The organism is Trichocoleus sp. ST-U2, assembly GCF_039961875.1.
GTDB lineage: Bacteria > Cyanobacteriota > Cyanobacteriia > Cyanobacteriales > FACHB-T130 > FACHB-T130.
The window spans coordinates 1-23,672 of the sequence record NZ_JAMPJY010000003.1; the positions used below are offsets into that span (position 1 = coordinate 1).

At 46.0% G+C, this 23,672-nt stretch carries 17 protein-coding genes; 7 read left to right on the forward strand and 10 right to left on the reverse strand.

Going from position 1 to position 23,672, the window contains the following annotated elements; all coding sequences use genetic code 11:
• Positions 1-143 precede the first annotated feature (143 nt).
• The 7 genes from ndhI to NC996_RS02535 all read right to left on the reverse strand — a co-directional run bounded on the left by ndhI (position 144) and on the right by NC996_RS02535 (position 6,514).
• On the reverse strand, positions 144-728 hold the full coding sequence (gene ndhI / locus NC996_RS02505) for an NAD(P)H-quinone oxidoreductase subunit I (protein ID WP_190435723.1): 585 nt from the start codon (positions 726-728) through the stop codon (positions 144-146).
• A gap of 95 nt (positions 729-823) precedes the next feature.
• On the reverse strand, positions 824-1,942 hold the full coding sequence (gene nuoH / locus NC996_RS02510) for an NADH-quinone oxidoreductase subunit NuoH (RefSeq protein ID WP_190430307.1): 1,119 nt from the start codon (positions 1,940-1,942) through the stop codon (positions 824-826).
• A gap of 240 nt (positions 1,943-2,182) precedes the next feature.
• Positions 2,183-2,308: a DUF4351 domain-containing protein gene (locus NC996_RS02515; protein ID WP_199302809.1), complete on the reverse strand. Its 126-nt coding sequence runs from the start codon at positions 2,306-2,308 to the stop codon at positions 2,183-2,185.
• 170 nt (positions 2,309-2,478) lie between these two features.
• Positions 2,479-3,615 (reverse strand): citrate synthase, encoded by a 1,137-nt coding sequence (locus NC996_RS02520; protein ID WP_190430309.1) that lies wholly within the window; start codon positions 3,613-3,615, stop codon positions 2,479-2,481.
• Between the two features lie 94 nt (positions 3,616-3,709).
• On the reverse strand, positions 3,710-4,201 hold the full coding sequence (gene sixA / locus NC996_RS02525; RefSeq protein WP_190681444.1) for a phosphohistidine phosphatase SixA: 492 nt from the start codon (positions 4,199-4,201) through the stop codon (positions 3,710-3,712).
• A 57-nt stretch (positions 4,202-4,258) separates the two neighbouring features.
• On the reverse strand, positions 4,259-5,551 hold the full coding sequence (locus NC996_RS02530) for a bifunctional oligoribonuclease/PAP phosphatase NrnA (RefSeq protein WP_190413491.1): 1,293 nt from the start codon (positions 5,549-5,551) through the stop codon (positions 4,259-4,261).
• Positions 5,552-6,016: 465 nt separating this feature from the next.
• A complete protein-coding gene (locus tag NC996_RS02535) occupies positions 6,017-6,514 on the reverse strand; it encodes an HNH endonuclease (protein WP_190413489.1) in 498 nt (165 codons plus the stop codon).
• 892 nt (positions 6,515-7,406) lie between these two features.
• On the opposite strand from NC996_RS02535, the gene NC996_RS02540 reads away from it, so the two are divergent.
• Complete coding sequence (locus NC996_RS02540; RefSeq protein WP_190435712.1) at positions 7,407-8,765, forward strand: hypothetical protein; 1,359 nt, start codon at positions 7,407-7,409, stop codon at positions 8,763-8,765.
• A gap of 426 nt (positions 8,766-9,191) precedes the next feature.
• Here NC996_RS02540 and NC996_RS02545 read toward each other — a convergent pair whose 3' ends face one another.
• Positions 9,192-10,865, reverse strand: a complete 1,674-nt coding sequence (locus tag NC996_RS02545; RefSeq protein ID WP_190681447.1) for a sodium:solute symporter family protein — start codon at positions 10,863-10,865, stop codon at positions 9,192-9,194.
• A gap of 8 nt (positions 10,866-10,873) precedes the next feature.
• A complete protein-coding gene (locus NC996_RS02550; protein WP_190413482.1) occupies positions 10,874-11,128 on the reverse strand; it encodes a DUF4212 domain-containing protein in 255 nt (84 codons plus the stop codon).
• Between the two features lie 395 nt (positions 11,129-11,523).
• Here NC996_RS02550 and NC996_RS02555 point away from each other — a divergent pair, with 395 nt between their 5' ends.
• Positions 11,524-13,602, forward strand: coding sequence for a PAS domain S-box protein (locus NC996_RS02555; RefSeq protein WP_190681450.1), 2,079 nt, complete (start codon positions 11,524-11,526; stop codon positions 13,600-13,602).
• A 62-nt stretch (positions 13,603-13,664) separates the two neighbouring features.
• Here NC996_RS02555 and NC996_RS02560 read toward each other — a convergent pair whose 3' ends face one another.
• Complete coding sequence (locus NC996_RS02560; RefSeq protein ID WP_190681765.1) at positions 13,665-14,099, reverse strand: DUF2358 domain-containing protein; 435 nt, start codon at positions 14,097-14,099, stop codon at positions 13,665-13,667.
• Between the two features lie 481 nt (positions 14,100-14,580).
• On the opposite strand from NC996_RS02560, the gene NC996_RS02565 reads away from it, so the two are divergent.
• From NC996_RS02565 to NC996_RS02585, 5 genes are all read left to right on the forward strand, one after another.
• Positions 14,581-16,473, forward strand: a complete 1,893-nt coding sequence (locus NC996_RS02565; protein ID WP_347277774.1) for a PAS domain S-box protein — start codon at positions 14,581-14,583, stop codon at positions 16,471-16,473.
• 349 nt (positions 16,474-16,822) lie between these two features.
• Positions 16,823-20,197 carry an EAL domain-containing protein gene (locus NC996_RS02570; protein WP_190681452.1) on the forward strand — a complete coding sequence of 1,125 codons (3,375 nt, stop codon included), beginning with the start codon at positions 16,823-16,825 and terminating at the stop codon, positions 20,195-20,197.
• Positions 20,198-20,417: 220 nt separating this feature from the next.
• The gene (locus NC996_RS02575) at positions 20,418-21,038 is read left to right on the forward strand and encodes a cytochrome b N-terminal domain-containing protein (protein WP_190681455.1); all 621 of its coding nucleotides are present in this window, start codon (positions 20,418-20,420) and stop codon (positions 21,036-21,038) included.
• A 36-nt stretch (positions 21,039-21,074) separates the two neighbouring features.
• On the forward strand, positions 21,075-22,556 hold the full coding sequence (locus tag NC996_RS02580; RefSeq protein WP_190681457.1) for an FAD-dependent monooxygenase: 1,482 nt from the start codon (positions 21,075-21,077) through the stop codon (positions 22,554-22,556).
• 61 nt (positions 22,557-22,617) lie between these two features.
• Complete coding sequence (locus NC996_RS02585) at positions 22,618-23,490, forward strand: alpha/beta hydrolase (RefSeq protein WP_190681460.1); 873 nt, start codon at positions 22,618-22,620, stop codon at positions 23,488-23,490.
• Positions 23,491-23,672: the final 182 nt, after the last annotated feature.

Here is a 23,672-nt window from a genome sequence, read left to right on the forward strand (position 1 = left end):
GCCGCTAAATTGGCAAGTCATACCTTACGATTGTTACTCAAACGGCGCTTTGCCATTGATGTGTTAACTTTTCGTCAAGCTGGTGCTTGTTCCTCATAATTCACATTAAGCGTAAGTGACTAATGACGAATGACAAATCACTTTTATTTTTCCGTTTGTTCCAGAATTTCCGCTGGAAGCTGACCGGGGCGACGGGAACCTTCTGGCAGGTCGTGCGGGTCCATGACGCCCTTGGGTAGGTAGACAAGTTCGCGCAGCGGCGTCACCATTGGGTCTTGCGTGACTTTGTACGGTAAACGACCCAGTGCCACGTTGTCAAAATTCAATTCGTGACGGTCGTAGGTGCTAAGCTCGTACTCTTCGGTCATTGACAGGCAATTGGTCGGGCAGTATTCCACGCAGTTGCCGCAAAAGATACAAACTCCGAAGTCGATGCTGTAGTGCTTGAGGAGTTTCTTTTTGCTTGCTTTGTCAAACTCCCAATCCACTACTGGCAGGTTGATGGGACAAACCCGCACGCAGACTTCGCAGGAAATGCACTTATCAAATTCAAAGTGAATTCGACCCCGGAAACGCTCGGAAGGAATGAGTTTTTCGTAGGGGTACTGCACGGTAATCGGACGCCGCCGCATATGGTCGAAGGTTACAGACAACCCTTGACCAATATATCGAGCCGCTTGGACGGTTTCTTTGGCGTAATCGCCAACTTGTTTGAGGAACTTAAGCATTGTTCTGTGTCTCTCTCTGATTAGAGAATCGGTTATTGGTGATTGTAGAAAAAGGTAATTTTTCCCACGACTTATTACCGATTACCGATTACCAATTACCCGCCAAAAGCAACGGGAAATGCTAATTTTAGGGCTGCGGTCAGTAGCAGGTTGACTAAAGACACTGGGAGCAGAAACTTCCACCCTAGATCGAGCAGTTGGTCGATGCGAACCCGTGGTACAGTCCAGCGCAGCAGAATCGCTATGAAAACGAGGAAGTAGGCTTTTAGGAGGGTCATGGTGATCCCCAGTGATGCATCAATCACCTGCAACCAGGGACTGGTTTCATTAACTCCTAGCCAGCCGCCTAACATTGAGAGGGGAATCGGAAATTCCCATCCGCCTAGATACAAGATTGCAACTAGCAGGGCAGAGAGGACGAGGTTGACGTAAGAGCCGATATAAAATAGACCGAATTTCATCCCGGCGTATTCGGTCTGATAACCGGCAACCAGTTCTTCTTCTGCTTCTGGCAAGTCAAAGGGGAGTCTTTCGCACTCTGCCAAAGCGGCAATCCAAAAGATGAGGAAACCCACGGGTTGCCGCCAGACGTTCCAGCTGAGGACGCCGTAGCCAGATTGCTGTTCTACGATGTCGATGGTGCTAAGACTGTTGGACATCATCGCGATCGCAAGTACGGAAAGCGCTAGGGGAATTTCGTAACTAATCGACTGCGCTGCCGCCCTTAAACCCCCTAGTAGGGAATACTTGTTGTTTGAAGAATAGCCGGACATCAGCAAGCCAATCGGCTGAATGCTGGAGAGGGCAATCCACAAAAAGACGCCCATTCCGACGTTAGAGATTACCAGGTTTTGCCCAAACGGCACAATCAGGAAGGACAAAAACACTGGGATGACGACGATGATTGGGCCTAGCGTGAATAGCAAGCGGTCGGTCTTGGCTGGGACAATATCTTCTTTGAAAACCAGCTTTAGACCATCGGCGACCGGCTGCAAAACACCCAGTGGTCCGGCGAATTCTGGTCCAATTCGCTGCTGAGCCGCAGCAGAAATCTTCCGCTCCAGCCAGACGACCACTAGCACCCCTACGGTAGCACCAATAATCATCAGAAACATCGGCAGCGGCATCCAAATGGCTTTGGCGGCACCTGCTGGGATGCCCAGATCCCTGAGGGATTGGATAAAAGTTCCTTGTAGGTCAATACCTGGGTTCATGTTTCCCGAACGAAGTAATTACTAGGACAATTCGAGACAAGATGTATCGAATCAATCTATCTGTTCTTTTGTGAAGATTTTTTTCAGCTACACAGCCTAGTATATCGTTGGAGCGCATCCAGCCCAGCGCAGCAAATAAGAAATTCTACTTATCCTTAAGTTAAAGTTTTCTGTGGTCAGGAAGAAGGGAGGCGCGATCGCTTGTTGTGGCGGGTGAAAGTGCGATCGCCTGTGTAATTATCACTGATACTGCTCGAACCAAATGGCTAAATCCGTCGGTGCCGTAAAATCCAACAGCGCCTCACCCAACTCCTCTAATTGAGCGATGGGTATCTGTTGAATCCGGCTCTTGCATCTGTTGGTCAACTGAGGCAACTAATCCCTACGAAGGTCAACCAATTAACAGTAAGCTTCCCCATCTACCCCAATTTTCGGAACCAGCGATCGCTCCTCCCGTCTCCGCCACAAAAAAAGCGCGATCGCTTCTCTATACAATTTTTGTCGGAAGCGATCGCGTTTTTTCGGGTTCTAGATGACTATCGTTGTTCTATAGAAATGTAGCCAGCTTCGCGAGAACCCTTATAAATTTGAGTCGGACGATAGATGCGGTTTTCTCCTAACTGTTCCTTCCAGTGAGCCAGCCAACCAGCAACACGAGCGATCGCAAACACGGGTGTAAACAAATCTGTAGGAATGCCCATCTTTCGGTAAACCAGACCCGAATAGAAATCCACGTTTGGATAAATTCCTTTTTCGCCTAATTTTTCCTCAAGTACCCTTTCCAACTCCACAGCAATGTCGTAATACTTATCGTGACCAAATTTCTCAAACAGTTGTTCTGCCAAGTTTTGGAGAATTGTCGCTCGCGGGTCTTTCACTTTGTAGACGCGATGACCGAAGCCCATAATTTTCGCTTTGCGCTGTAAGGCATCCTCTAGCCACGCACCAACATTTTCCACTGAGCCAATTTCTTCTAACATGGTGATGACTTCTTCATTCGCCCCTCCATGCAATGGCCCTGCCAAAGTTCCCACCGCTGAGGCAACGACTGCGTAGGGGTCGGTCAGGGTTGAAGCCGTCACCCGTGCCGAGAAGGTAGAAGCGTTCATCGTATGTTCTGCATGAAGCGTCAAGCAGACATCGAAAATCCGCGCCGCGAGGGGGTCGGGTTCCCGCTCGTTCAGCATATACAAGAAGTTGGCAGAATAGTCCAAGTCATCGCGAGGGCGCACGGGGTCGTTGCCTTTCCGCATCAGTTGGAACGCTGCCACCATTGTGGGAATTTTTGCTAGGAGGCGCACCACCGCTTCCCGAATGTAAGCAGGGTTATCTAAAGCGCGACGGGAGTAAAACAAACCCAAAGCAGCGGCAGAAGCTTGCAGCGCATCCATTGGATGCCCGGTTTCCGGAAAACACTTCATCATGTCCCGGATGCGATATTTGATCCGCCGATGATAGCGAATTTCACTTTCAAAGGCTTCAAGTTCTTCCTTCGTGGGGAGCGTACCCCAAATTAATAAATACGACGTTTCTAGGAAGGTACTCTTTTCTGCGAGGTCTTCGATGCGAATGCCGCGATATTCTAGTATTCCCTGTTTTCCATCGACATAGCTGATACTGGATTGGGCAGCGGGAATGCCTTCTAAACCTGGTTTATACTCGCAGACAGTCATGTTGCTACGGATTGGGTGAGGGGAACATACTCAAGTTACCTTACCAGAAACCGTTTTTGTAGTCGCTAGTTTTACCAGAATTTCTAAACGGGGATTACAACAGCCACTTGGGTGAGGAAAGCAAAAACATCTGGCTATGACCCACGGCAGACTGGGTTTCTGGAAGGCTTAATCCAATCATGCCTGCTTTTTTCAAAATTAGCGCTTCTTGGGTATCGCCCCACACCAAAATTTCTGCCCAATTTCCCAAGTTAGGTTGATGACCTACTAGGGCTAATTGAGATCCACCCGCTCGCCGCCATTCCTCTAACCATCTCAGCCAAGCTTGGATGCCACCCCCAGGAGCTAGGTCGATTGATTCTTCTAGATGGGGACACAAACCGGCGGCGACGAGAATTTTGGCGGTTTGGCGTGCCCTCACCAAGGGACTGGTGAGGATCAGGTCGAAGCGCACACCGATTTCATCCAGTCGTTTTGCTACTTTAGCGGTTTTCTTGCGTCCCTCATGGGTCAGCGATCGCGCTTCATCTTTGACGTCCTCAGATGGCTCGGCGGCGATTCCGTGGCGGATCAAATAAAGTTTCATAGGTTAATTGCTGATGGAAGAATGGAAGAGTCGCAATTTCCATTCTTCCACTCGCTTTTACTCCCCATGAAGCAGATGGTCTTTTGGGTTGACCAACCGAAGCAGCTTTTGCTTGATTTGGGTGTCAAAAACTTCCCATTTCATCTTGGCGTACTCAGAATTTTCATTGAAGCCGCCCAAGAACCCCATCGGAATTTCAAAGCCACCCGCGGAAAGTCGTCCGCCGCCAAAAAAGCGTCCTTGATTGTCTTGCCCAAAGGCTTCTTTGATAAACTCGTCAGGGTCGAGAGTCAGCTTGCTGGTTCTCAGGGAGCCAATTACGACTTCCAATTCTTCGTCTTCGTCGTGGACGATTCCGTAGACGACAGCCGTGTGGACGTTTTCTTCTGTCACGAGAAAGTCTGCCGCTTGGGGGATGGCATCCCGGTCTTCATAGCGAAGATAACCAACACCAGCGATAGAGAAGTTATTTTGGACAGTGCGGTTGGTTAGCGATCGCTCGATTACATCCATCACCCGTTTTGAGCGATACGCCTGCAAGACTGCATTCAGCAGCTGGGCGTCATAAAAACGGCTGAGATACCCCGCAGCTAGAAAATCCTCTTCCTGAGCTTGCATCAGCCGGTTCGTGTCTGACCTCAGACCATGCATTAGTGCTGTCGCACATTTTACGTGTTCGCCAATACCGCTATCCAGCTTGAGCAACCCTCCTTGGAGGTACTGGGTTAAAATCGTCGCCGTGGCTCGTGTAGAAGGGCGAATATCCGTAAATTCAGCATGAAGTTCCGTCTGTATACTGTGATGGTCAATCACAACCGTAATCGGGATTCCTGCCTTTTGTACCCAAGGCAGCAATTGACAGGTAGTGCCCTGGTTATCAATCAGAACACAACCCTGATACACCGACAAGTCCTTCTCCTTTTCCTTCAGGCACTGGACGCCCAAGCGTTTTGCGGGTAAGCCTGTAAGTTTAACCAGAGCAATATTTTCTTGGTGGCTAAGAGTGCCAGCGTACACAATTTCGCATTGGATGTTGTACTGCTTGGCAATCAGTTGATACGCCCAAGCACCTGAAAGAGCATCCGGGTCGGGGAAATCTTGCAAAATTACCAGATGGCGATCGCCCCGGTGACGCTCTAAAGTCTGTCGTAGCGATTCCACGATTCTTTCCAGTGGGGGTTCGCTAGACCCTCTAGCTGAATAATTACCAGATCCATTCACTGTCTGTGTGGGAGCCGCCTCTGTTAGTTGAATTTCAACCACAGATTCCGAATCTGGCTTGGTGTCTATAGGCTTTGACTCGGCGGCGATTGGAGAACCATTGAGAGGCTTGAGCAAATTAGATCGCATATTATGGATAATGCAGGTGTGCAAAGCTATAAAATTAGTATTCCAGTTGCTGCAACAGTCTCTCTCCTCACGCTTCCTGCCAAGTATTTGACAGATTCAGTCAATCGCCCAAAGGGCAAAAAAAGCGCAGTACAGAAACCCTTGTAAATGCCGCGAAAGCTCGCCTCTTTACTGCGAAAACAGGTTTCCAGAGACGCCGTGATTACGCTTGTCTTGATATAGAGCTACCTATTCATAGATCTTGACAAAAAAACTGGTAAACGACACTCCCCCTGCGGTCGCGTTTTCCGGTCTTGACCTTTTACAGTTGCGCTCTTGCTCTTTCATGGCTACCGATTGGCAATGAGGGGTTAAGGAAGAGTGCAATGTTCCTCCGCCCCCAGTACTAGGGGCACTACCCGTGTTCGCCAGTCCCTTAACTAGCCAAATTTTAAAACCCCCCGCAGTTGATTTAAATGCAGGGGGCTAAAGGCCGATCACATATTTTTTCCACTCCTGATGCGTACCACTTTTGAGGTGTTTCGCCACTTCAAAGTGCAGACTACTGTAAGGCTTGCGAGGCGGCTGCCGCAAAATCATGTTGGCTTCCTTGGGGGTGCGGCTGCCTTTATTGACATTGCAGCGCACGCAAGCGGTGACAATGTTTTCCCAGGTATCGCCGCCGCCACGAGAGCGGGGAATTACATGATCGAGCGTTAAATCGTCCCCGGTATAACCGCAATATTGACAAGAATGACTATCGCGGTGGAGGATATTTCGACGAGTCAGGGGAATTTCCTTATAAGGAACCCGGACATAGTAGCGCAGCCGAATAACCGTCGGGAGTGGAAACTCTGAGTAGACGTATTTGCCGTTGTGTTCAACCCGCTCTGCTTTCCCTTTGATCAACAAGACAGCAGCCCGCCGCCAGCTGGTGATGTTGAGCGGTTCATAAGAGGCGTTTAACACCAGAACCTTGCCCATAGGGTGATTGAGATATTGAGAAGATTTTTCCAGATGGTAACACAGTTAACCCAAACGCTGTCAGGGTCAAGAGATAGAGAGGGAGTAGGAGAGCATTCCTGTTTTCATTCAAACCTCAGACCTCACTCCTCAGCCTGCCGATTTCAGACCTCAACACTGCTATACGACAGCTTCTAACAGTTCTCTTAAGAGAAAACTATAGTTGAATAACACTTAAATTTTGTCTTTGAGTCCCGAAAATGCTTCTTCAACATTCCGTCTTTACATTAACTTTTTCTAATCGTTGCTATAAACGTGACTTATCCTTTAAATTAATTTTTTTTAAAGATAAAAAATCAATTTAAAAATATAAAAACTAATAACTGTATCAATAGATTTTTCAAGCGTTCTCTTATCGCAATCCTAATTTCAGTTGGAAGATGCCAGCCTTTCAGAACTCCGGCTGCTATAGGAAGTCGGGATTTTTTTTGCTTTGACGTTGCATGAAATTAGGCGAGCAATGCCTACCTGCCATACTTTTCGGGCACCCTGTTAAGATAGTACGGTTTCTAGGGGTAAAGAGATTGGTAGTTCTATGGTCATTGCCTTTGACATACTTTGACATAGATGACACCCCGCGCCTTAATCAGATGAAAGAGCATACTACTCAGCATTCACCCGCTTCTTGATGTAGGCTGAGAAGTCCTGTACGGGCGGCAATCATGCTAAAAAGCGCGCTGTATACAAACTTGCTACCCGCATGAATGTGACGTCTGCGTGACAGGCGTCACATTCATGCGGTATCCAGCCTCACTAAGTCATGAGGCGACTATCATACGCTATCAAGGTTTTCAATCACCAAATCCTCTAAAGAAAAAGTTTACATTTAGAATAAAGAATTCTCGATAGCGCAATGCAAGTTCAAGCAACCAGTAAGCACTCAAGAGTTCTTAAGACATCCACACTCAAGGATGTCTTATTAGATACTCATCAGACTGAACCACTCATTAATTCAAACAAGCTGGTGCCGAAGATTCCAGATCCTCAGGAAATAATTTGTCAGTTTTTTTTGGACATTGTTAAACAATGGGCACCAGATTTAGTTCTGTATGAGTTTAAAACTTTATTTATTAATCCAGTCAAGGCGATTGGTTCAGCACATCTGCAAGCACTTAAAACAATTGTTGATTCTAAAAGTGAAGAAGAATTTAAAAATACATTAAAGCGTTCTTGTTATATTCTTCTCAATAACTGGATATTGGCTCGCCACTACCAAGCCTTAAAAGATTTAATTCAATTAATTTCTAATTCTGCTAACTGTGATAGCATCTCATCTCCAAGTGTAAAATGTCTAAAGGCTTGGCTTGCAGATTTCGTTAATAGCCAAGATTATGAGGAACTTAAGCTATTTGTTTCTAGATATGAAAATCGAGAGCAAGACCATTGGAAGAGCCGTTATACATCTTATTTGTTAGCGCCTCAGTATGTTAATAAGAAAAATTCTGAAGAACAACGCCAAGCTGCTAAAGGCTTATCAAAGCAGTTGAAAGACCAGTTTAAGTTTGATCTGGCAATGTATACAGCTCATTCTGAGTCTAGGGGATTTAACAATAAGAAAAACCAAAATCCTACGGCTTTGGGCGATCAAGCACTCCGTTTAGTTAAAAAAGTTATCGCCAGACGCGGAATGTTTAGCTATGAAAACATTGCAAATATTTTTTTAAAACAAACCAAAGAATTGAAATACAAGCATTTTAAACAAGGCTTGCTAAAATATTTATTTTATTCGACTGAAAGTCAAGGTCAGGTAGAGACTTTAAAAACTAATTTGTGGAAAATATTAGAATTTATCTATAAAGAAGCTGATGAAGAAGAGATCAATAGCCTTCTGCTGATTAAAACCTGTAAACGGGTAATTGAATGTTTAACGATCAAGAATAATGGAGAACCTTCTTCTCTGTTCGTTTCATTAGCTTCTGAAGGAAAATCGGTTACTCTAGCAATCCTACTGCTGAAAATTATTCTAATTTGTCCTCCCACTCGGACTCATTTAGAAGTTTGTTTGGCTAAATTGATTCAATACTATGAAGAATATTCGCAAGAAGAATGTTCTTGGGTGATTAACTTTTTAGAAGTAATCAGAATTACTTTAACAATTTATACAGAAAATGTTCAATTCGATTTAGTCAATATGGAGGAAGATAGTCTCTCTCCGTCGGATAGTATGGATGGGAAGGGTTATCGAGTTTTTTCTCGGAAGTATCGGAAATAAACGGAAACTTGGTAGTGGCTCTAGAGGGCTACCTGTTTAAAGCGGGATGGTGGAACTTACTTCAATACTAATTTTTCCTTGTGATGCTAGCCATCAGAAATCCCAACCCTCTTCACAGAAATCCCAAACCTCTTCACAAGGGAGCAAAAAGAAAATCGTAAGTGTAGCGCCAGTAAAATGAATGGGTATAAGTTGGTAAACCTGTAGAGCTAGCGTTAGTAGACCTGTAGAGCGATCGCATCTACGTAGCGAGTCTCAAAAAATTACTCCACCAGGCTACAAAAAAGGGGCGATTGATGAATCACCCCTACCTGTGTGTTGATTTATACCATTTTGTTGTAGATCTGCCGCTTGTGCCAATTTTGAAGTTATGTTGCGGCGCTTGTTTGGTCGTCCAAACCCCCAAATCTAAAATCCAAACGAGGATTAATGGCTTGACGAAGCAAGCGGTTCCCCACCTGGGGTGCGTAACTCTTCCACCATTTCCTGTATTTCCAGCGGCGGTGGCGGAGTTAGACGCGAAACAACCCAGGTGACAACAAAGTTGATCGCCATGCCCAAGGTGCCAATTCCCTCAGCAGAAACGCCGAAAAACCAGGGTGACATTCCATAAAATTTGACACCCGCAATGTAGGAAATGGTAAAGATAAGACCGACTAACATCCCGGCGATCGCGCCTTCCCGATTTGTCCGTTTGTCGAAGATACCTAAAATGATGACTGGGAAAAAGCTGGCTGCGGCTAAACCAAAGGCAAAAGCCACCACCTGCGCCACAAAACCGGGGGGATTGATGCCGAAGTATCCGGCAATTGCGATCGCAAACCCGACCATAATTCGACCCACCATCACTCGCAGCGATTCTGACGCACCTGGATTAATGATGCGGTAGTAGATATCGTGAGCAACCGCACTAGAGATTACCAAAAGCAAGCCGGATGCGGTAGACAGCGCCGCCGCTAATCCTCCCGTCGCCACCAAGCCGATCACCCAAGGAGCGAGTTTTGCCACTTCTGGCGTCGAGAGAACGATAATATCCGGATCGATGCCGATCTCGCTAGTAGCTTTATCGGGCGTTAGCTGAATCCGCCCATCCCCGTTCTTATCTTCAAAGGTAAGCAGCTTGGTGTTTTCCCACTTGTTCACCCAGTCGAGTTGATGAATTTCCTGAATCGTCTGGTTGTGCAAAGTGTCGATCAGGTTATAACGGGCAAACGTTGCGAGCGCGGGGGCGCTAGTGTAGAGTATCGCGATAAATAGCAGCGCCCAACCCGCTGAGTAACGCGCCGCACGGACATCAGGAACTGTGTAAAAGCGCACGATGACATGGGGAAGTCCCGCCGTTCCCACCATCAAAGCAATGGTAGTAAACAAAACATCCAGCATCGACTTGTTGACAAACGGTTTGGTGTATTCCTGAAAACCGAGGTCAACCTGGATTTGGTTTAATTTCGGGACAATATCGCTAAAAGGGAACGCCAGTTGGGGGATCGGGTTGCCGGTGAGCAGCATGGCGATCGCGATCGCGGGAATCAAGTAGGCAATAATCAACACGCCGTACTGTGCCACCTGAGTCCAGGTAATCCCCTTCATTCCCCCTAAAACGGAGAAAAAGCCGACAATCACCATCCCAATGATCACGCCAGTGCTTACATCCACTTGCAAGAAGCGGCTGAACACAATTCCCACACCCCGCATCTGTCCCGCGACGTAGGTCATGGAAACAAAAACTGCCGCCACAACTGCCACTAAACGGGCGACATTGGAGTAATAGCGATCGCCCACAAAGTCCGGCACCGTATATTTACCGAACTTCCGCAAATAGGGAGCCAGCAACAACGCTAGCAGAACATAGCCACCCGTCCAACCCATCAGATAGATCGAGCCGTCGTAACCCAAGAAGGAAATCAACCCTGCCATTGAGATAAACGACGCCGCCGACATCCAATCTGCTGCTGTTGCTGCACCGTTGGCGATGGGTGGAACTCCACGTCCCGCCACGAAAAAGCCTGCACTTTCTTTAACGCGCGACTGCCAACCGATGTAGAGGTACCCAATGAAAGAAAGACTAACCAATAAAATAGTCCAGATTTCAACTGACATTCTTTCTCTCACTCATCGATATCGTATTTGCGATCGAGCTTGTCCATCTGCACGGCGTAGATGAAAATCAGCCCTACAAAGACAAAAATAGAACCCTGCTGTGCCATCCAAAAACCGAGGGGAACGTTACCAAAACGCACCGCATTCAATGGCTCAACTAACAGAATGCTAAAAACGAGGGATACTAGCGCCCAAACGATCAAAAGATTCCGAATTAAAGCAGTATTGGCTCGCCAGTAAGCCTGACGTTTATCTTGATGCATAGATTTTTGCGGTTGCCAGAACCTCAAAAGAGAATAACTTGATTAGATTATCAGGAGTGGACGCGATCGCGCTCTTTTGATGCAGCCACCTAGCAGCGAAACATCTCGTAAAACTAAACGTAAAATCCCGGAGGGAGATAACTTCAGTTCCTACAAAATCCGGGTTTTTGAAGATTTACACTTACCTGCTCAGCGTATACCGCAATGCTCCAGCTTCTTAAACTTAGGAAGTGGCAGAAAATCCGCGATCGCTTCCGAGTAAATACATAAATTGGGATTCTAAAAACAAAATGCAAAATTTTGTAAGAATTGGGATGAATACTCTGCATTATTTGTCGGAAGCGATGGGAATACTAATAAAAGATAACGGGGAGTAAACATCCAAGAGGGCTACTGTGAACAATCCCAAGCATCCAAGCGAACCGACTGAGCCGCTGGCGAAAGCAGAGTCCGAACTCAATGCATTTTTTAACCTGTCCCTCGATCTCTTAGGCATTTGCGGGCAAGATAGGTACTTCCAGAAACTCAACCCCGCCTGGGAGAGCGTTTTGGGCTGGACGCTGGAAGAATTGATGTCGCGCCCTTGGATTGAATTTGTCCATCCAGATGATGTTAATGCAACGCTAACCGCATCCGGAGAATCTGCTGACAATGCGATCGCTCATTTTGAAAATCGCTATCTCTGCCAGGATGGCAGCTATCGATGGCTGTCTTGGAGAACGTTACCGCATCAAAATGGATGCTTCTATGCAGTTGCCAAAGATATCACCGAGCATAAAGCCGTTGAGTTAGAACTACAACAACTCACCGCCCAAGTTAAGCAACAATCCACAAACCTCGACCAAATTCTCTCAGCTTCTCCAGATCAGATTTATCTGATCGATAGAGCGGGAAAATATGCCGATACTAGCGTTGCAGGTGCCAAGGCACTGGGGTTCCAGCGTAGTGACATAGTGGGGAAGACATGGCAAGAACTCGGCTTGCAACCGGAAAATATGGGGTCAATTGAAGCGCACCATCAGACAGTATTTTCTACTGGGCAACCGATGACTGGCGAAGCTTACCTTCCCGCCATCGAGGGTTTCAGGCACTACGAGTACAATATCACCCCCATCCATAATCCAGATGCCAGTGTGGATGCAATCCTCAGCACTGTCAGAGATATTACCAGTCAAAAGTGGGCAGCCGCCGCCCTAAAAGAAGCCAACGAAGAACTAGAAAAGAGAGTAGAAGAGCGTACAGCAGAATTACAACAGGTCAACGAGCAACTCCGGGACGAAATTAGCCAAAGCCTGCGACACGCTGCGCTAAGCCAGCGTGCAGAAGCAGCACGGCGCGAGAGCGAAGAAAGATTTCGTCGAGTTTTTGATGATGCTCCTATCGGTATCACCTTAGTCAGAAAACCTGACTATCGGTTTTTCATGGTAAATCGAGCCTTTTGTGAAATTTTGGGTTACACGGAGTCAGAACTGACAACCCTCGACCTTTTTGATATTAACCATCCTGAAGATTTGGAAACAGAAACGCCTTATCTCAAGCAAATCATTCAGGGAGACATAGACAGCTATCAGCTTGAGAAGCGTTATATCAAGAAAAATCAAGAAATTTGCTGGGTGAAGTTAACGGCAACAGTAATTCGGAATGAAATTGGAGAAATCCTCTATGAATTAGGCATGGTTGAAGACATCACCGAGCGGAAACGAGCCGATGCTGAAATTCGGAATGCGATGGAAAAAGAACGGGAACTCTGCGAACTGCGTTCTCGCTTTGTTACCACCGTATCCCACGAATTTCGCACCCCGTTGAGCATCATCATTCTATCTGCCAGATTACTAGAACGTTTCCCACATCAAGCAAGTGAAGAAAAAAAACGCGAGTATTTTGCTCGCATTCAAGCAGCTGCCAAAAATATGACCCATCTATTAGATGATGTGTTGTTTATTGGTAAAGCCGAAGCCAAGAAGCTCGCCTTTAATCCAGCACCTTTAGATTTAGAAAAGTTCTGTCATGACCTCGTGGAAGATATCCAAGTGACAATTAGCAAGCAACACGCGATCGCTTTCGCTTGTCAAGGTCAAAGTACCCATTTTTGTATGGATGAAAAGTTGCTTCGGCAAATTTTTACTAATTTGCTTTCAAATGCCATCAAGTATTCCCCGAAAGGCGGCAATATTCAGTTTGACTTAGTTTGCGACCAAGGAACAGCAGTTTTCTACATCCGAGACCGAGGAATCGGCATTCCTCCCGAAGCCAGAACGCGGTTATTTGAATCTTTTCATCGAGCTGATAATGTGGGGACGATTCCGGGTACCGGATTAGGACTTTCTATCGTTAAAAATTGTGTGGATTTACACGGTGGAAAAATTTTAGTAAACAGTGAAATTGGAGTGGGAACAACCTTTGCTGTTACGCTTTATTCAAGTAATTGTGGCTCTAAAGTAGAGGCAATTAATTCTCTTGTTCAAGCTTCCTAAAATTTATAAATTATTTGTATAAAAATAATTTATAAAATCAAGGCATTCATTTAAATTTGAGCTTAGATATTTCCTCCCTTCTCTAGGAACTGCTTCAAAATCTCGCTGGGTTTGCGATCCCATGTATCGATGTGATTGTAAATTAACCCATCTTTATTAAGGTTATACGTAGAGTAGCCATTAAAAAATAGGCGAGGTTTCCACGGAAGGCGCAAAACACCGCGCACAGTCCAATTTGCCCTAATCGTCTCTTCATCTTTCTGCTCCACATCATGAAGATCGAAAAATATTTCTGTAAAAAATAGCTGCGCGTGAAATCGCAACGTCCAAAAGATAATCCGATAGTTGAATTTCCATTTAAATTTATTCACTGGATCTTCAAAGTAGATATCGTGCGTATAAATGTCGTAGGAAATATCTCTTTCAAAAAGCATGGGTAGATCCTTTTTAAGCGTTTCCACCACTTGTTCTACTTGTAATTGATATTCCACCCGCATTCTCTCCTCAACCAGCGGCACAGTGATGATTTTAGCGTTTTTTTAAGTTCTTTTTTTGCAAAAAACCGGATTCTAGACCAGCTGCGATTTTACATTGATTTTCAGCGATTGCTTCTTGTCTATGGATGCGATCGCTTACAAAGTAATAAAAGATCCGAAATTCTACAGTAGACGGTATCTCCAGCTAATGCTGTGTCAGGGGGTTAGCGACAAAAATTTCTAGTCAAAAGTCTTCTGCCTAAAAATAAACTGATAGTTGCTGTCTGGATGACCAGCTAGCTATCCGTAATTTCTCTGAAATCTGTCGATTAACACATAAATAGTCAAAGTCGATTGTTTGCACAAATTGTAAGCAAATTGTTACCTTATTCATGAAAATCAACAAATATATGAAATATTCCAAGATAAGATACAAATTGAATATTAAATGTAAAAACTATTACAGCCATAAATCTTGATGCTAAAATTTGTGCAAAATTTTTTGTCAAAAGATTTTATTCCCCACGGGCATTGTTACCTGTGGAAGCCTGGATTAGTGTGGCTGCACATTACATCTGATATTTTGATCGCAGTCGCTTATTATTCGATTCCAATCATGCTGGTATATTTTGTCTCCAAAAGGCGAGATATGCCCTTTTATGGGATATTCCTGTTGTTTGGAACATTCATTGTTGCGTGCGGTACGACGCATCTAGCAGAGGTGGCGACGCTGTGGCATCCGTATTATTGGTTATCAGGATTCTTGAAAGCCTTTACGGCTGGGGTTTCTGTGTATACGGCGTTGATGCTAATGCCCTTAATTCCTCAAGCACTTGCATTTCCTAGTCCAGCGCTATTGGAAACTGCCAACAACACACTAGAAAAGGAAATTGCCGAGCGCCAAGCCACTGAAGAAGAACTACGAAAACTCACATTAGAGTTAGAAAGACGAGTTGAAGAAAGGACTGCGGCGCTACAATCTGCCAACATCTTGTTACAACAGGAAATTGTCGAACGCCAGCAGACAGAAGCGGCGTTACGGGAAAGCGAAGCGCAATATCGTCGCATTGTCGAAACCACGACTGAGGGAATCTGGGTTCTCGACACCGCAGGCAATACATCTTTTGCGAACAATCAGATGGCCCAAATGCTAGGCTATACCATCCCTGAGATGCTAGGTCAGACTTTATTTGCATTCATGGATGAAGAAGGTCAGGCGATCGCGATCGCTCAGATGGAACGTCGCCGCCAAGGAATTAAAGAACAACATGACTTTAAATTCACCCGTAAAGATGGCTGTAACTTGTGGGCGATTGTTGCTACAAATCCCATCTTCGATCAAACAGGGCAATACATCGGTGTCTTAGGAATGATTACCGACATTACCGAACGTAAAGCCGCCGAGGAAGCCTTACGGCAATCGGAAGCGCAATTGAGACAACAAACAAACCAGCTAGAACAAGCTTTTCGAGAACTTCAACAAACCCAAGCGAAGCTCGTTCAGAGCGAAAAAATGTCCAGTTTGGGGCAGTTAGTCGCCGGAGTTGCTCACGAAATTAATAACCCAGTCAACTTCATCTACGGCAATATCACCCACATCAGCGACTATACTCAGGAACTGCTCAACCTGCTGTCCCTCTACGAGAAACACTATCCTCATCCGGTTCCTGAAATTCAAGCCTATGTAGAGATGAGCGACTTCCAATTTATGAAGAACGATCTCCCAAAGCTGCTGGCGTCGATCAAGGTGGGGGCAGAACGCATCCGCCAAATTGTCTTGTCGCTGCGTAACTTTTCCCGACTGGATGAAGCGGAAATGAAAGTCGTTGATATTCATGAGGGAATTGAAAACACTTTGCTGATTTTGCAGCATCGCTTGAAACAAGTCGGAGGCACTTTAGGCATTCAACTGGTCAAAGAGTATGGCAAGTTGCCGCTAGTCGAGTGCTACCCAGGTCAGCTCAACCAAGTGTTTATGAATATTCTCAGTAATGCAATTGATGCCCTCGAAGAGGCAATCGGGAATGGGTCATGGGTTGTGAATCATGGGGAAGAAAGTACCCATGAACAATTACCTACGATTCGGATTCACACTCAAATGCTAAACACCAATCAGGTAGCAATCTACATCGCTGATAACGGCCCTGGTATGAGTCAAGAGGTGCAGCAACGAGTGTTCGATCCGTTCTTTACCACAAAAAGCATCGGCAAAGGCACGGGGTTGGGGTTATCCATTAGTTATCAGATTGTGGAAAAACACGGTGGTCAATTAAAATGTATTTCCGCAGCGGGACAAGGGGCAGAATTTACCATCGAAATTCCCATTCACCAGACCAGTCGGCAGCCTGCTTTAGTGAAGCCATCTGCCTTGTTTTTAGAGCCGTATAAATCTTGATAAAATTTATAAAAAATTAGGCAGCTCTCTGCTAAAGACAATAAAATCCCCGTATTTTCACGGTTGCTGAATTTTGCAGTTGCTCCAGCTAGAATACAAAAATTTAAATAAGCAGCATTTTTGCTACCGAGCCAAGTTGTAAATAGATTAATTAAATAATCTTTGTGATCCTGTATACAGACTAACTTTCTACATCTAAAAATTAATAAAATTAAAAACTTATTAAGGGAATTTGTGACAGAAAAACGAAATTTTTGTGACTTAGATCCCTCAAGAACCTATGTAAATTAAGGTAAAAGTAAAAATTAAGAATATAAATATAGCTAACCCATCTGCGGAAAAACAGAATATGGTAAACCTGAGCCGGATAGGTATATTTGAAGCTATATCCCAAAAAATAACCAAAGCTAGTGCCAACAAAAATGTCGCCAGCATCGAATCTGGAGAAATATCCTGGGTGAAAGCGCCTATGCCTAGCCACGAAGCAGCAAGGCTGAAAGCCCTCAGGCAGTATGAGATTCTTGATACCGATCCCGAACAGGCTTTCGACGATCTAGCTCGTGTGGCTGCACATATTTGCGGAACACCGATTGCGCTGATCAGCCTCGTCGATGCGAATCGGCAGTGGTTCAAGTCAAAAGTCGGTGTGGAAGTATCAGAAACACCGCGAGATATCGCCTTTTGCTCCCATGCTATTCTGCAACCCGATTTGTTTATCGTCTCAGATGCACTAACCGACCAACGGTTTGCTACGAACCCTTTGGTAACGACTGACCCCAATATCCGCTTTTATGCAGGTGCGCCTTTAATCACACCCGCCGGTTATGCGCTGGGAACGCTGTGCGCGATCGACTTTGTGCCGCGTCAACTCAAGCCTGAGCAGCAAGAAGCCCTCTTATCACTGAGTCGTCAGGTCGTAGCGCAACTGGAACTAAGACGTAATTTAGTAAATATGCGACAAGCGATCGCCGAGCGCTTGCAAGCAGAAAGTCTCTTAGCTAGTCAGAAGCGTGTACTGGAAATGATTGCTAGAGGAGACTCTCTCAATAGCGTCCTGAACGTCTTATGCCGCAATATTGAGAAACATTCCAGTAAAATGCGATGTTCCGTTCTACTTCTGGATGAAAATGGGCGCAATCTCCGCCATGCCGCAGCACCTAGTCTTCCAGAAAGCTATAATCGTGCCCTTGACGGAATCGCCATTGGGTCGCGTGTTGTTTCTTGCGGGACAGCTGCCTATTGGAAAGAGCCTGTAATTGTCTCAGATATTGCCATCGATCCGTTGTGGCAAGATTACCGCGAGTTAGCGTTGAGCAACGAACTGCGAGCTTGTTGGTCTACACCAATTCTTAATTCGGATGGCAAGGTGTTGGGTACTTTTGCCATGTACGACTCCCAGCCTTGCACCCCTAATTCTTATGATTTACAACTGATTGAAATAGCAACAAACTTAGCAGGAATTGCCATTGAGCGCCAGCGGACAGAAACCGCACTCCAGAAAGCGCACGAAAAGCTAGAAAATCGGGTTTGGGAACGAACCCAAGAGCTAGAAAAAGCGAATCAGACATTACAAGCCGAAATGGAAGAGCGCCAGCGTGCAGAAGCGGCGCGGCGGGCATCAGAAGAGAGATTCTTTAAAGCCTTCCGTTCCACTCCTGACGCAATCACTATCAGTACGCTGGCAGAGGGACGCCTTGTTGAAGTCAACGATAGCTTGCTAAACATTACTGGTTATACCCGCGAAGAAATCATCGGTCGCACCACAGTTGAGCTGAAGATTTGGGCAAATCAGGAGCAGCGCGATCGCATGAAGCAGATATTGCTGGAGGAAGGGTCTGTTCGCAACATAGAATTTACCTTCCTTACAAAATCAGGTGAGGCGCGTGTGGCATTACTATCAGCAGAGATTATTGACTTTGACGATCAGCAATGTCTCCTCGCTGTGAGCCGAGATATTACCAGCCGCAAGCAAGCGGAAGAAGCACTTAGAGTACAACAAGAGTTTCTTCGCAATGTGATTGACTCCACCCCAAATTTAATTTTTGTCAAAGACTGGGACGGAAAATTTACTCTGGTTAACAAAGCATTAGCAAGTATTTATGGAACAACCGTTGAAAATTTGCTTGGCAAAACCGATGCAGATTTCAATCCGAATTTTGAGGAAGTAGAACGGTTTCTCTCTGATGACAGAGAAGTGATAACAGGAGAAACGGAAAAAATCATTTCTGAGGAGACCCTCACCGACTCTACAGGCAACGTGCGTTGGTTTCAAACCACTAAGAAGTCTCTAGTCTCGCCAGATGGAAAAGCCCGACAAGTGCTGGGTGTTGCTACAGATATTAGCGATCGCAAACTGGTAGAGGATCTATTAATCCACGATGCCTTTCACGATAAGCTGACAGGTTTAGCCAACCGCGCTCTATTCATGGAGCGGCTCGGACATTTGGTTGAGCTGACAAAACGGCGTCAAGATTACTTGTTTGCTGTACTGTTTCTGGATCTCGATCGCTTTAAGGTGATTAATGACAGCCTTGGACATACAATCGGCGATCAACTACTTGTCGAAATCGCTTACAGGCTCCAGAGGTGTCTGCGTCCTGGAGATATGGTTGCCCGTCTTGGGGGAGATGAGTTCACGATTCTTCTAGAAGATATTCAAGATGTGAGTGACGCCACCCGCGTTGCGAACCAAATTCAAAATGAACTCGCTTTACCTTTTAACCTAAACGGGCAGGAAGTCTTTACCAGTGCCAGTATTGGCATTGCCTTTAACACTACAGATTCTCACCAGCCGCAAGACCTCTTACGCGATGCCGACATTGCCATGTATCGTGCTAAGGCATCGGGTAGAGCGCGTCATGAGGTCTTCGACATGACGATGCACACTCGCGCTGTGGAACTTTTGCAGTTAGTAACTGACTTGAGGCAGGCTGTTAATCGCCAAGAGTTTCTACTTCACTACCAGCCCATTGTTTCGCTCTCCACAGGTCAAATTACTGGATTTGAAGCTCTAGTGCGCTGGCAGCATCCAGAACGCGGTTTGATTTCTCCAGCTGAGTTTATTCCAGTAGCAGAAGAAACTGGACTAATCGTTCCTATCGGTTGGTGGGTATTACAGGAAGCGTGCCGTCAGATGTATGTATGGCAAAAACAACTTGTTAATGATTCATCATCCGGTGTTCCTGGCAACAAACCATTAACCATCAACCATCAACCATTAACTATTAGCGTAAATCTATCGAGCAAACAGTTTACGCAACCTCATCTCGCTCAAGCAATCCATCAAATTTTAGAAGAAACAGGTTTAGATGCTGGCTGTTTGCGGTTAGAAATCACTGAAAGCGCGGTGATGGAAAATGCTGAATCTGCGATCGCGACCCTCTTAGAATTGAAAAAACTAGGCGTCCAGATATATATTGATGACTTCGGTACGGGTTATTCATCTTTAAGCTATCTGCACCGATTTCCGATTGATACGTTGAAAATCGACCGCTCTTTCGTCGGTAGAATGAGCAGTGATAGCGAGAATTGGGAGATTGTCCGTACCATTATCACACTGGCTCACAACTTAGGTTTGGATGTGGTGGCAGAAGGAGTAGAAACAGCAGAGCAACTTGCCCAACTCAGAACCCTGCAATGCGAGTATGGACAAGGTTACTTTTTCTCCCGACCTCTGGATGTTGCAGCCGTGGAGACCTTCATGGCGGTAGAGCATCAGTGGTGAGCAAAATACGCTGTTTTGTTCTGAATAATGCGGATTTTCCTAACACCCGTACAGAGACAGTAACGGGAGCATCCCCTGAATTGCGTTCCGGGTCTTGGCGTATGCGTTCTCTTTGCTGCTGGTTTTCCCCATAAATTTAATAATTTTTTGGGTTCAAATTAGAAAAAATAAATACAATAAGTATAAATACATATTCAACCGAAAAAGGTTGGAGTTAGCCATGAACAATGTGCAGTACGCTTTTGTACTTCGACGACTGGCTACTATTTTGGCTGTAGCGATTTTGTCTTTGAGCCTGACAGCAGCCGTCACCGGAATTCTTCTATCTTTCTATTACGAACCGACCGCAGGTGGAGCCTATAATTCCTTAAGGGAAATCAAATCAGAGATTCCCAATGGTTGGCTAATTCAGCGTCTCCATGAGATTGCTGGAAATGGATTAGTCGGGACTTCTCTGATAGCGATCGTTGTGATGTTTCTGGGTGAAAAATTCCGCCGAAGCTGGTTGACCGCTTGGATTAGCGGAATTTTATTAACTTTGGTGGCGATCGCGCTTGGTTGGACTGCCATGCTTCTTGACTGGACACAGATGGGATACTGGCGTTTCACTATCGAATTAGGCACGGTAGAAGCCGTCCCTGGTGTTGGTTCCCTACTCCGAGAAATCCTCACGGGGGGTGGAGCCATCAATACGGTAACAGTTGCCCATTTGTACACGTTGCATAGTTACATTCTTTCAATTGGGGCGCTGATTCTGGCAGTGATTCATCTCGGAGGGCTACTGCTACAAGAAAAAGAAGAGAAGCAGACGCTAATAGAATCAGAAGCAAAATTAAGCTGACATACATCTAAATCACCCAAAAAAACTCAAACGTCTATGTCCGTCCCTCACCAACTGGCGGTTGGCAGCAATAGACAAGCCATTGTCATCGGTGGCAGTATGGCTGGGCTACTGGCAGCGCGAGTGCTTGCCGAACGCTTTGATCAAGTGACGATTATTGAACGCGATCGCATCCCAGACAAACCGGAGACACGCCGAGGTGTACTCCAAGCCCACCAAGCTCACGTTCTGCTGTTGCGGGGTCAGCAGATTTTAGAGCAAATGTTTCCTGGATTGGGTGCTGAATTAGCGGCTGCTGGCGCTACTGCTTTGGACTGGACATTAGACTGTCCCATGCTAGATTTTGGCGGTTGGGCACCCCGCTTTTCCTCTGGACTGGTGACTCGTGCCTGTAGTCGGAACCTGCTGGAGTGGATGATTCGCCGCCGACTGGCTGCTTACAGCAATGTACGCTTTCTGGAAGAATGCCAAGCAACCGAGTTGTTGTCCGACACCAGCAAAACTAAGGTAACGGGCGTACAGGTGCAATTTCACCACCACGGGCAAAACACTAGCGCCGCAGATGTAGAGACGCAAAATTCCGCGTCTCTACCAGCCGATCTGGTCGTGGATGCAACTGGACGGAATTCCAAAACCCCTGAGTGGATAAAGGTATTAGGTTACGCACCACCTCAGGAGACAGTCATTAACTCATTTTTAGGCTACGCCAGCCGTTGGTATCAACGCCCAGCGGATCTCCAAAACGATTGGAAATCAATCCTGGTGTCGTCTAAACCAGGGGAAAACTCTCGCGGTGGGCTGCTTTATCCCTGTGAGGGTGACGCTTTTGTTCTCACCTTAGCTGGCGTGGGTCGAGACTATCCACCCAGCGACGAAGCTGGTTTTTTGGAATTTGCCCGCAGCTTGCGATCGCCCATTCTCTACGAAGTGGTCAAACAAGCCCGACCGATTTCACCCATCTACTGTCATCGCGGCACAGAAAACCGCCTGCGTCACTACGAACAATCCAGACTGCCAGAAAACTTTGTCGTCTTAGGTGATGCCGTCTGTTCCTTCAATCCTATCTACGGTCAAGGCATGACCGCGGCGGCGATGGCTGCATTAACGCTGGAGGAGTGCTTAAAAGTGCAATTTCAGCGTCACTCTCAAGACGATTTAACGGGTTTAACGCGGCGCTTTCAAAAGCAACTGGCTAAAGTGAATCATATCCCTTGGCTGATGGCGACCGGCGAGGATTTCCGCTGGCCTACGACCGAGGGCGGTCAACCCGATCTGAAAGCCCGATTTATGCAACGGTATCTGGATCGTGTGAGGTTAATCACGATTGAGAGTCCCGTCGCGTTCCAAGTTTTCATAGAAGTCTTGCACCTGCTGAAACCACCCACGGCGTTGTTTCAGCCTAGTATCTTAATGCAAGTGCTAAGGCAGGTAATCACTCGGCGTCAGCAAAATCAAGCGAATGTTAATGAACTATCTCTTCCGAACCTGCCGTCTTCTGCTGTTGATTCGTTAACCTGAAGAGTGTTCGCATCGGCGATGAATCGCCGATGCCATGATTACAACAGCAAAGGAGGTATCTATGTCTGTGCTAGAGGGTTCTTGGAAGCACGAATATATCACCAGCAACGGAATTAAGCTGCACTACGTCACCCAGGGAGAAGGCCCTTTGATGCTGATGCTGCATGGGTTCCCGGAATTTTGGTACTCCTGGCGGCATCTAATCCCCGAATTTGCCAAAGATTATAAAGTCGTCGCCCTCGACTTGCGCGGTTATAACGACAGCGATAAGCCAGCAGACCAATCGGCTTATGTGATGGATGAATTTATTAAAGATGTTGAAGGGGTAATTCAGGGACTCGGATACTCTAGCTGCGTGCTGGTGGGTCATGACTGGGGGGGCGCGATCGCTTGGAATTTTGCCTACTCATATCCCACGATGGTAGACAAGTTGATTGTGCTAAATCTGCCTCACCCTGCCAAATTTGCCGAAAATATGCGTAATCCTCAACAACTGTTACGCAGTTCCTATATTTTCTTTTTTCAGCTACCGTGGCTACCAGAATTTCTCTTACAATCCTTCGATTACCAATCCATTGAAACGGCTATCACGGGTATGGCTGTTAATAAGAATGCCTTCACCAAAGCCGATCTGGATGCCTATAAACAAGCTGCTGCAAAACCCGGTGCCCTGACAGCCAGCCTGAACTATTATCGCAATCTTTTTCAGCAGAGAATGCTCAGTCAAGATTGGAGTATTCTCCAAGTTCCTACCCTAATGATTTGGGGAGAGCAAGATACTGCACTTGGTAAAGAACTGACTTACGGAACTGAAGCGTATGTCAAAGACTTGACGATTAAATACATCCCCGACTCTAGCCATTGGGTTCAGCAAGAGAAACCGCAACTGGTTACTCAATATATGAGGGAGTTCCTTTCATTTACCAACAGCTGATCGATAGTTGATTCTGTAACTTTTTAAATTAGCTCACTTTGCTGCTGAGATTAACACTTTTGAGCCAATTAGAGATTGGGAAAAGTCTAACCATCTTGCTATTAACTTTCAAAGTGTCAATCAAGAGGCTGAAGCTGCTTTTTAAATTTTAGACAGCTCCAGCCTCAAACCGACAGATTGCC

What these genes read in the sequence shown, in the direction of transcription:
- ndhI (WP_190435723.1), bottom strand. Translation starts at nt 728, where the DNA reads ATGCTTAAGTTCCTCAAACAAGTTGGCGATTACGCCAAAGAAACCGTC.
- nuoH (WP_190430307.1), bottom strand. Translation starts at nt 1,942, where the DNA reads ATGAACCCAGGTATTGACCTACAAGGAACTTTTATCCAATCCCTCAGG.
- NC996_RS02520 (WP_190430309.1), bottom strand. Translation starts at nt 3,615, where the DNA reads ATGACTGTCTGCGAGTATAAACCAGGTTTAGAAGGCATTCCCGCTGCC.
- sixA (WP_190681444.1), bottom strand. Translation starts at nt 4,201, where the DNA reads ATGAAACTTTATTTGATCCGCCACGGAATCGCCGCCGAGCCATCTGAG.
- NC996_RS02530 (WP_190413491.1), bottom strand. Translation starts at nt 5,551, where the DNA reads ATGCGATCTAATTTGCTCAAGCCTCTCAATGGTTCTCCAATCGCCGCC.
- NC996_RS02535 (WP_190413489.1), bottom strand. Translation starts at nt 6,514, where the DNA reads ATGGGCAAGGTTCTGGTGTTAAACGCCTCTTATGAACCGCTCAACATC.
- NC996_RS02540 (WP_190435712.1), top strand. Translation starts at nt 7,407, where the DNA reads ATGCAAGTTCAAGCAACCAGTAAGCACTCAAGAGTTCTTAAGACATCC.
- NC996_RS02545 (WP_190681447.1), bottom strand. Translation starts at nt 10,865, where the DNA reads ATGTCAGTTGAAATCTGGACTATTTTATTGGTTAGTCTTTCTTTCATT.
- NC996_RS02550 (WP_190413482.1), bottom strand. Translation starts at nt 11,128, where the DNA reads ATGCATCAAGATAAACGTCAGGCTTACTGGCGAGCCAATACTGCTTTA.
- NC996_RS02560 (WP_190681765.1), bottom strand. Translation starts at nt 14,099, where the DNA reads ATGCGGGTGGAATATCAATTACAAGTAGAACAAGTGGTGGAAACGCTT.
- NC996_RS02570 (WP_190681452.1), top strand. Translation starts at nt 16,823, where the DNA reads ATGGTAAACCTGAGCCGGATAGGTATATTTGAAGCTATATCCCAAAAA.
- NC996_RS02575 (WP_190681455.1), top strand. Translation starts at nt 20,418, where the DNA reads ATGAACAATGTGCAGTACGCTTTTGTACTTCGACGACTGGCTACTATT.
- NC996_RS02580 (WP_190681457.1), top strand. Translation starts at nt 21,075, where the DNA reads ATGTCCGTCCCTCACCAACTGGCGGTTGGCAGCAATAGACAAGCCATT.
- NC996_RS02585 (WP_190681460.1), top strand. Translation starts at nt 22,618, where the DNA reads ATGTCTGTGCTAGAGGGTTCTTGGAAGCACGAATATATCACCAGCAAC.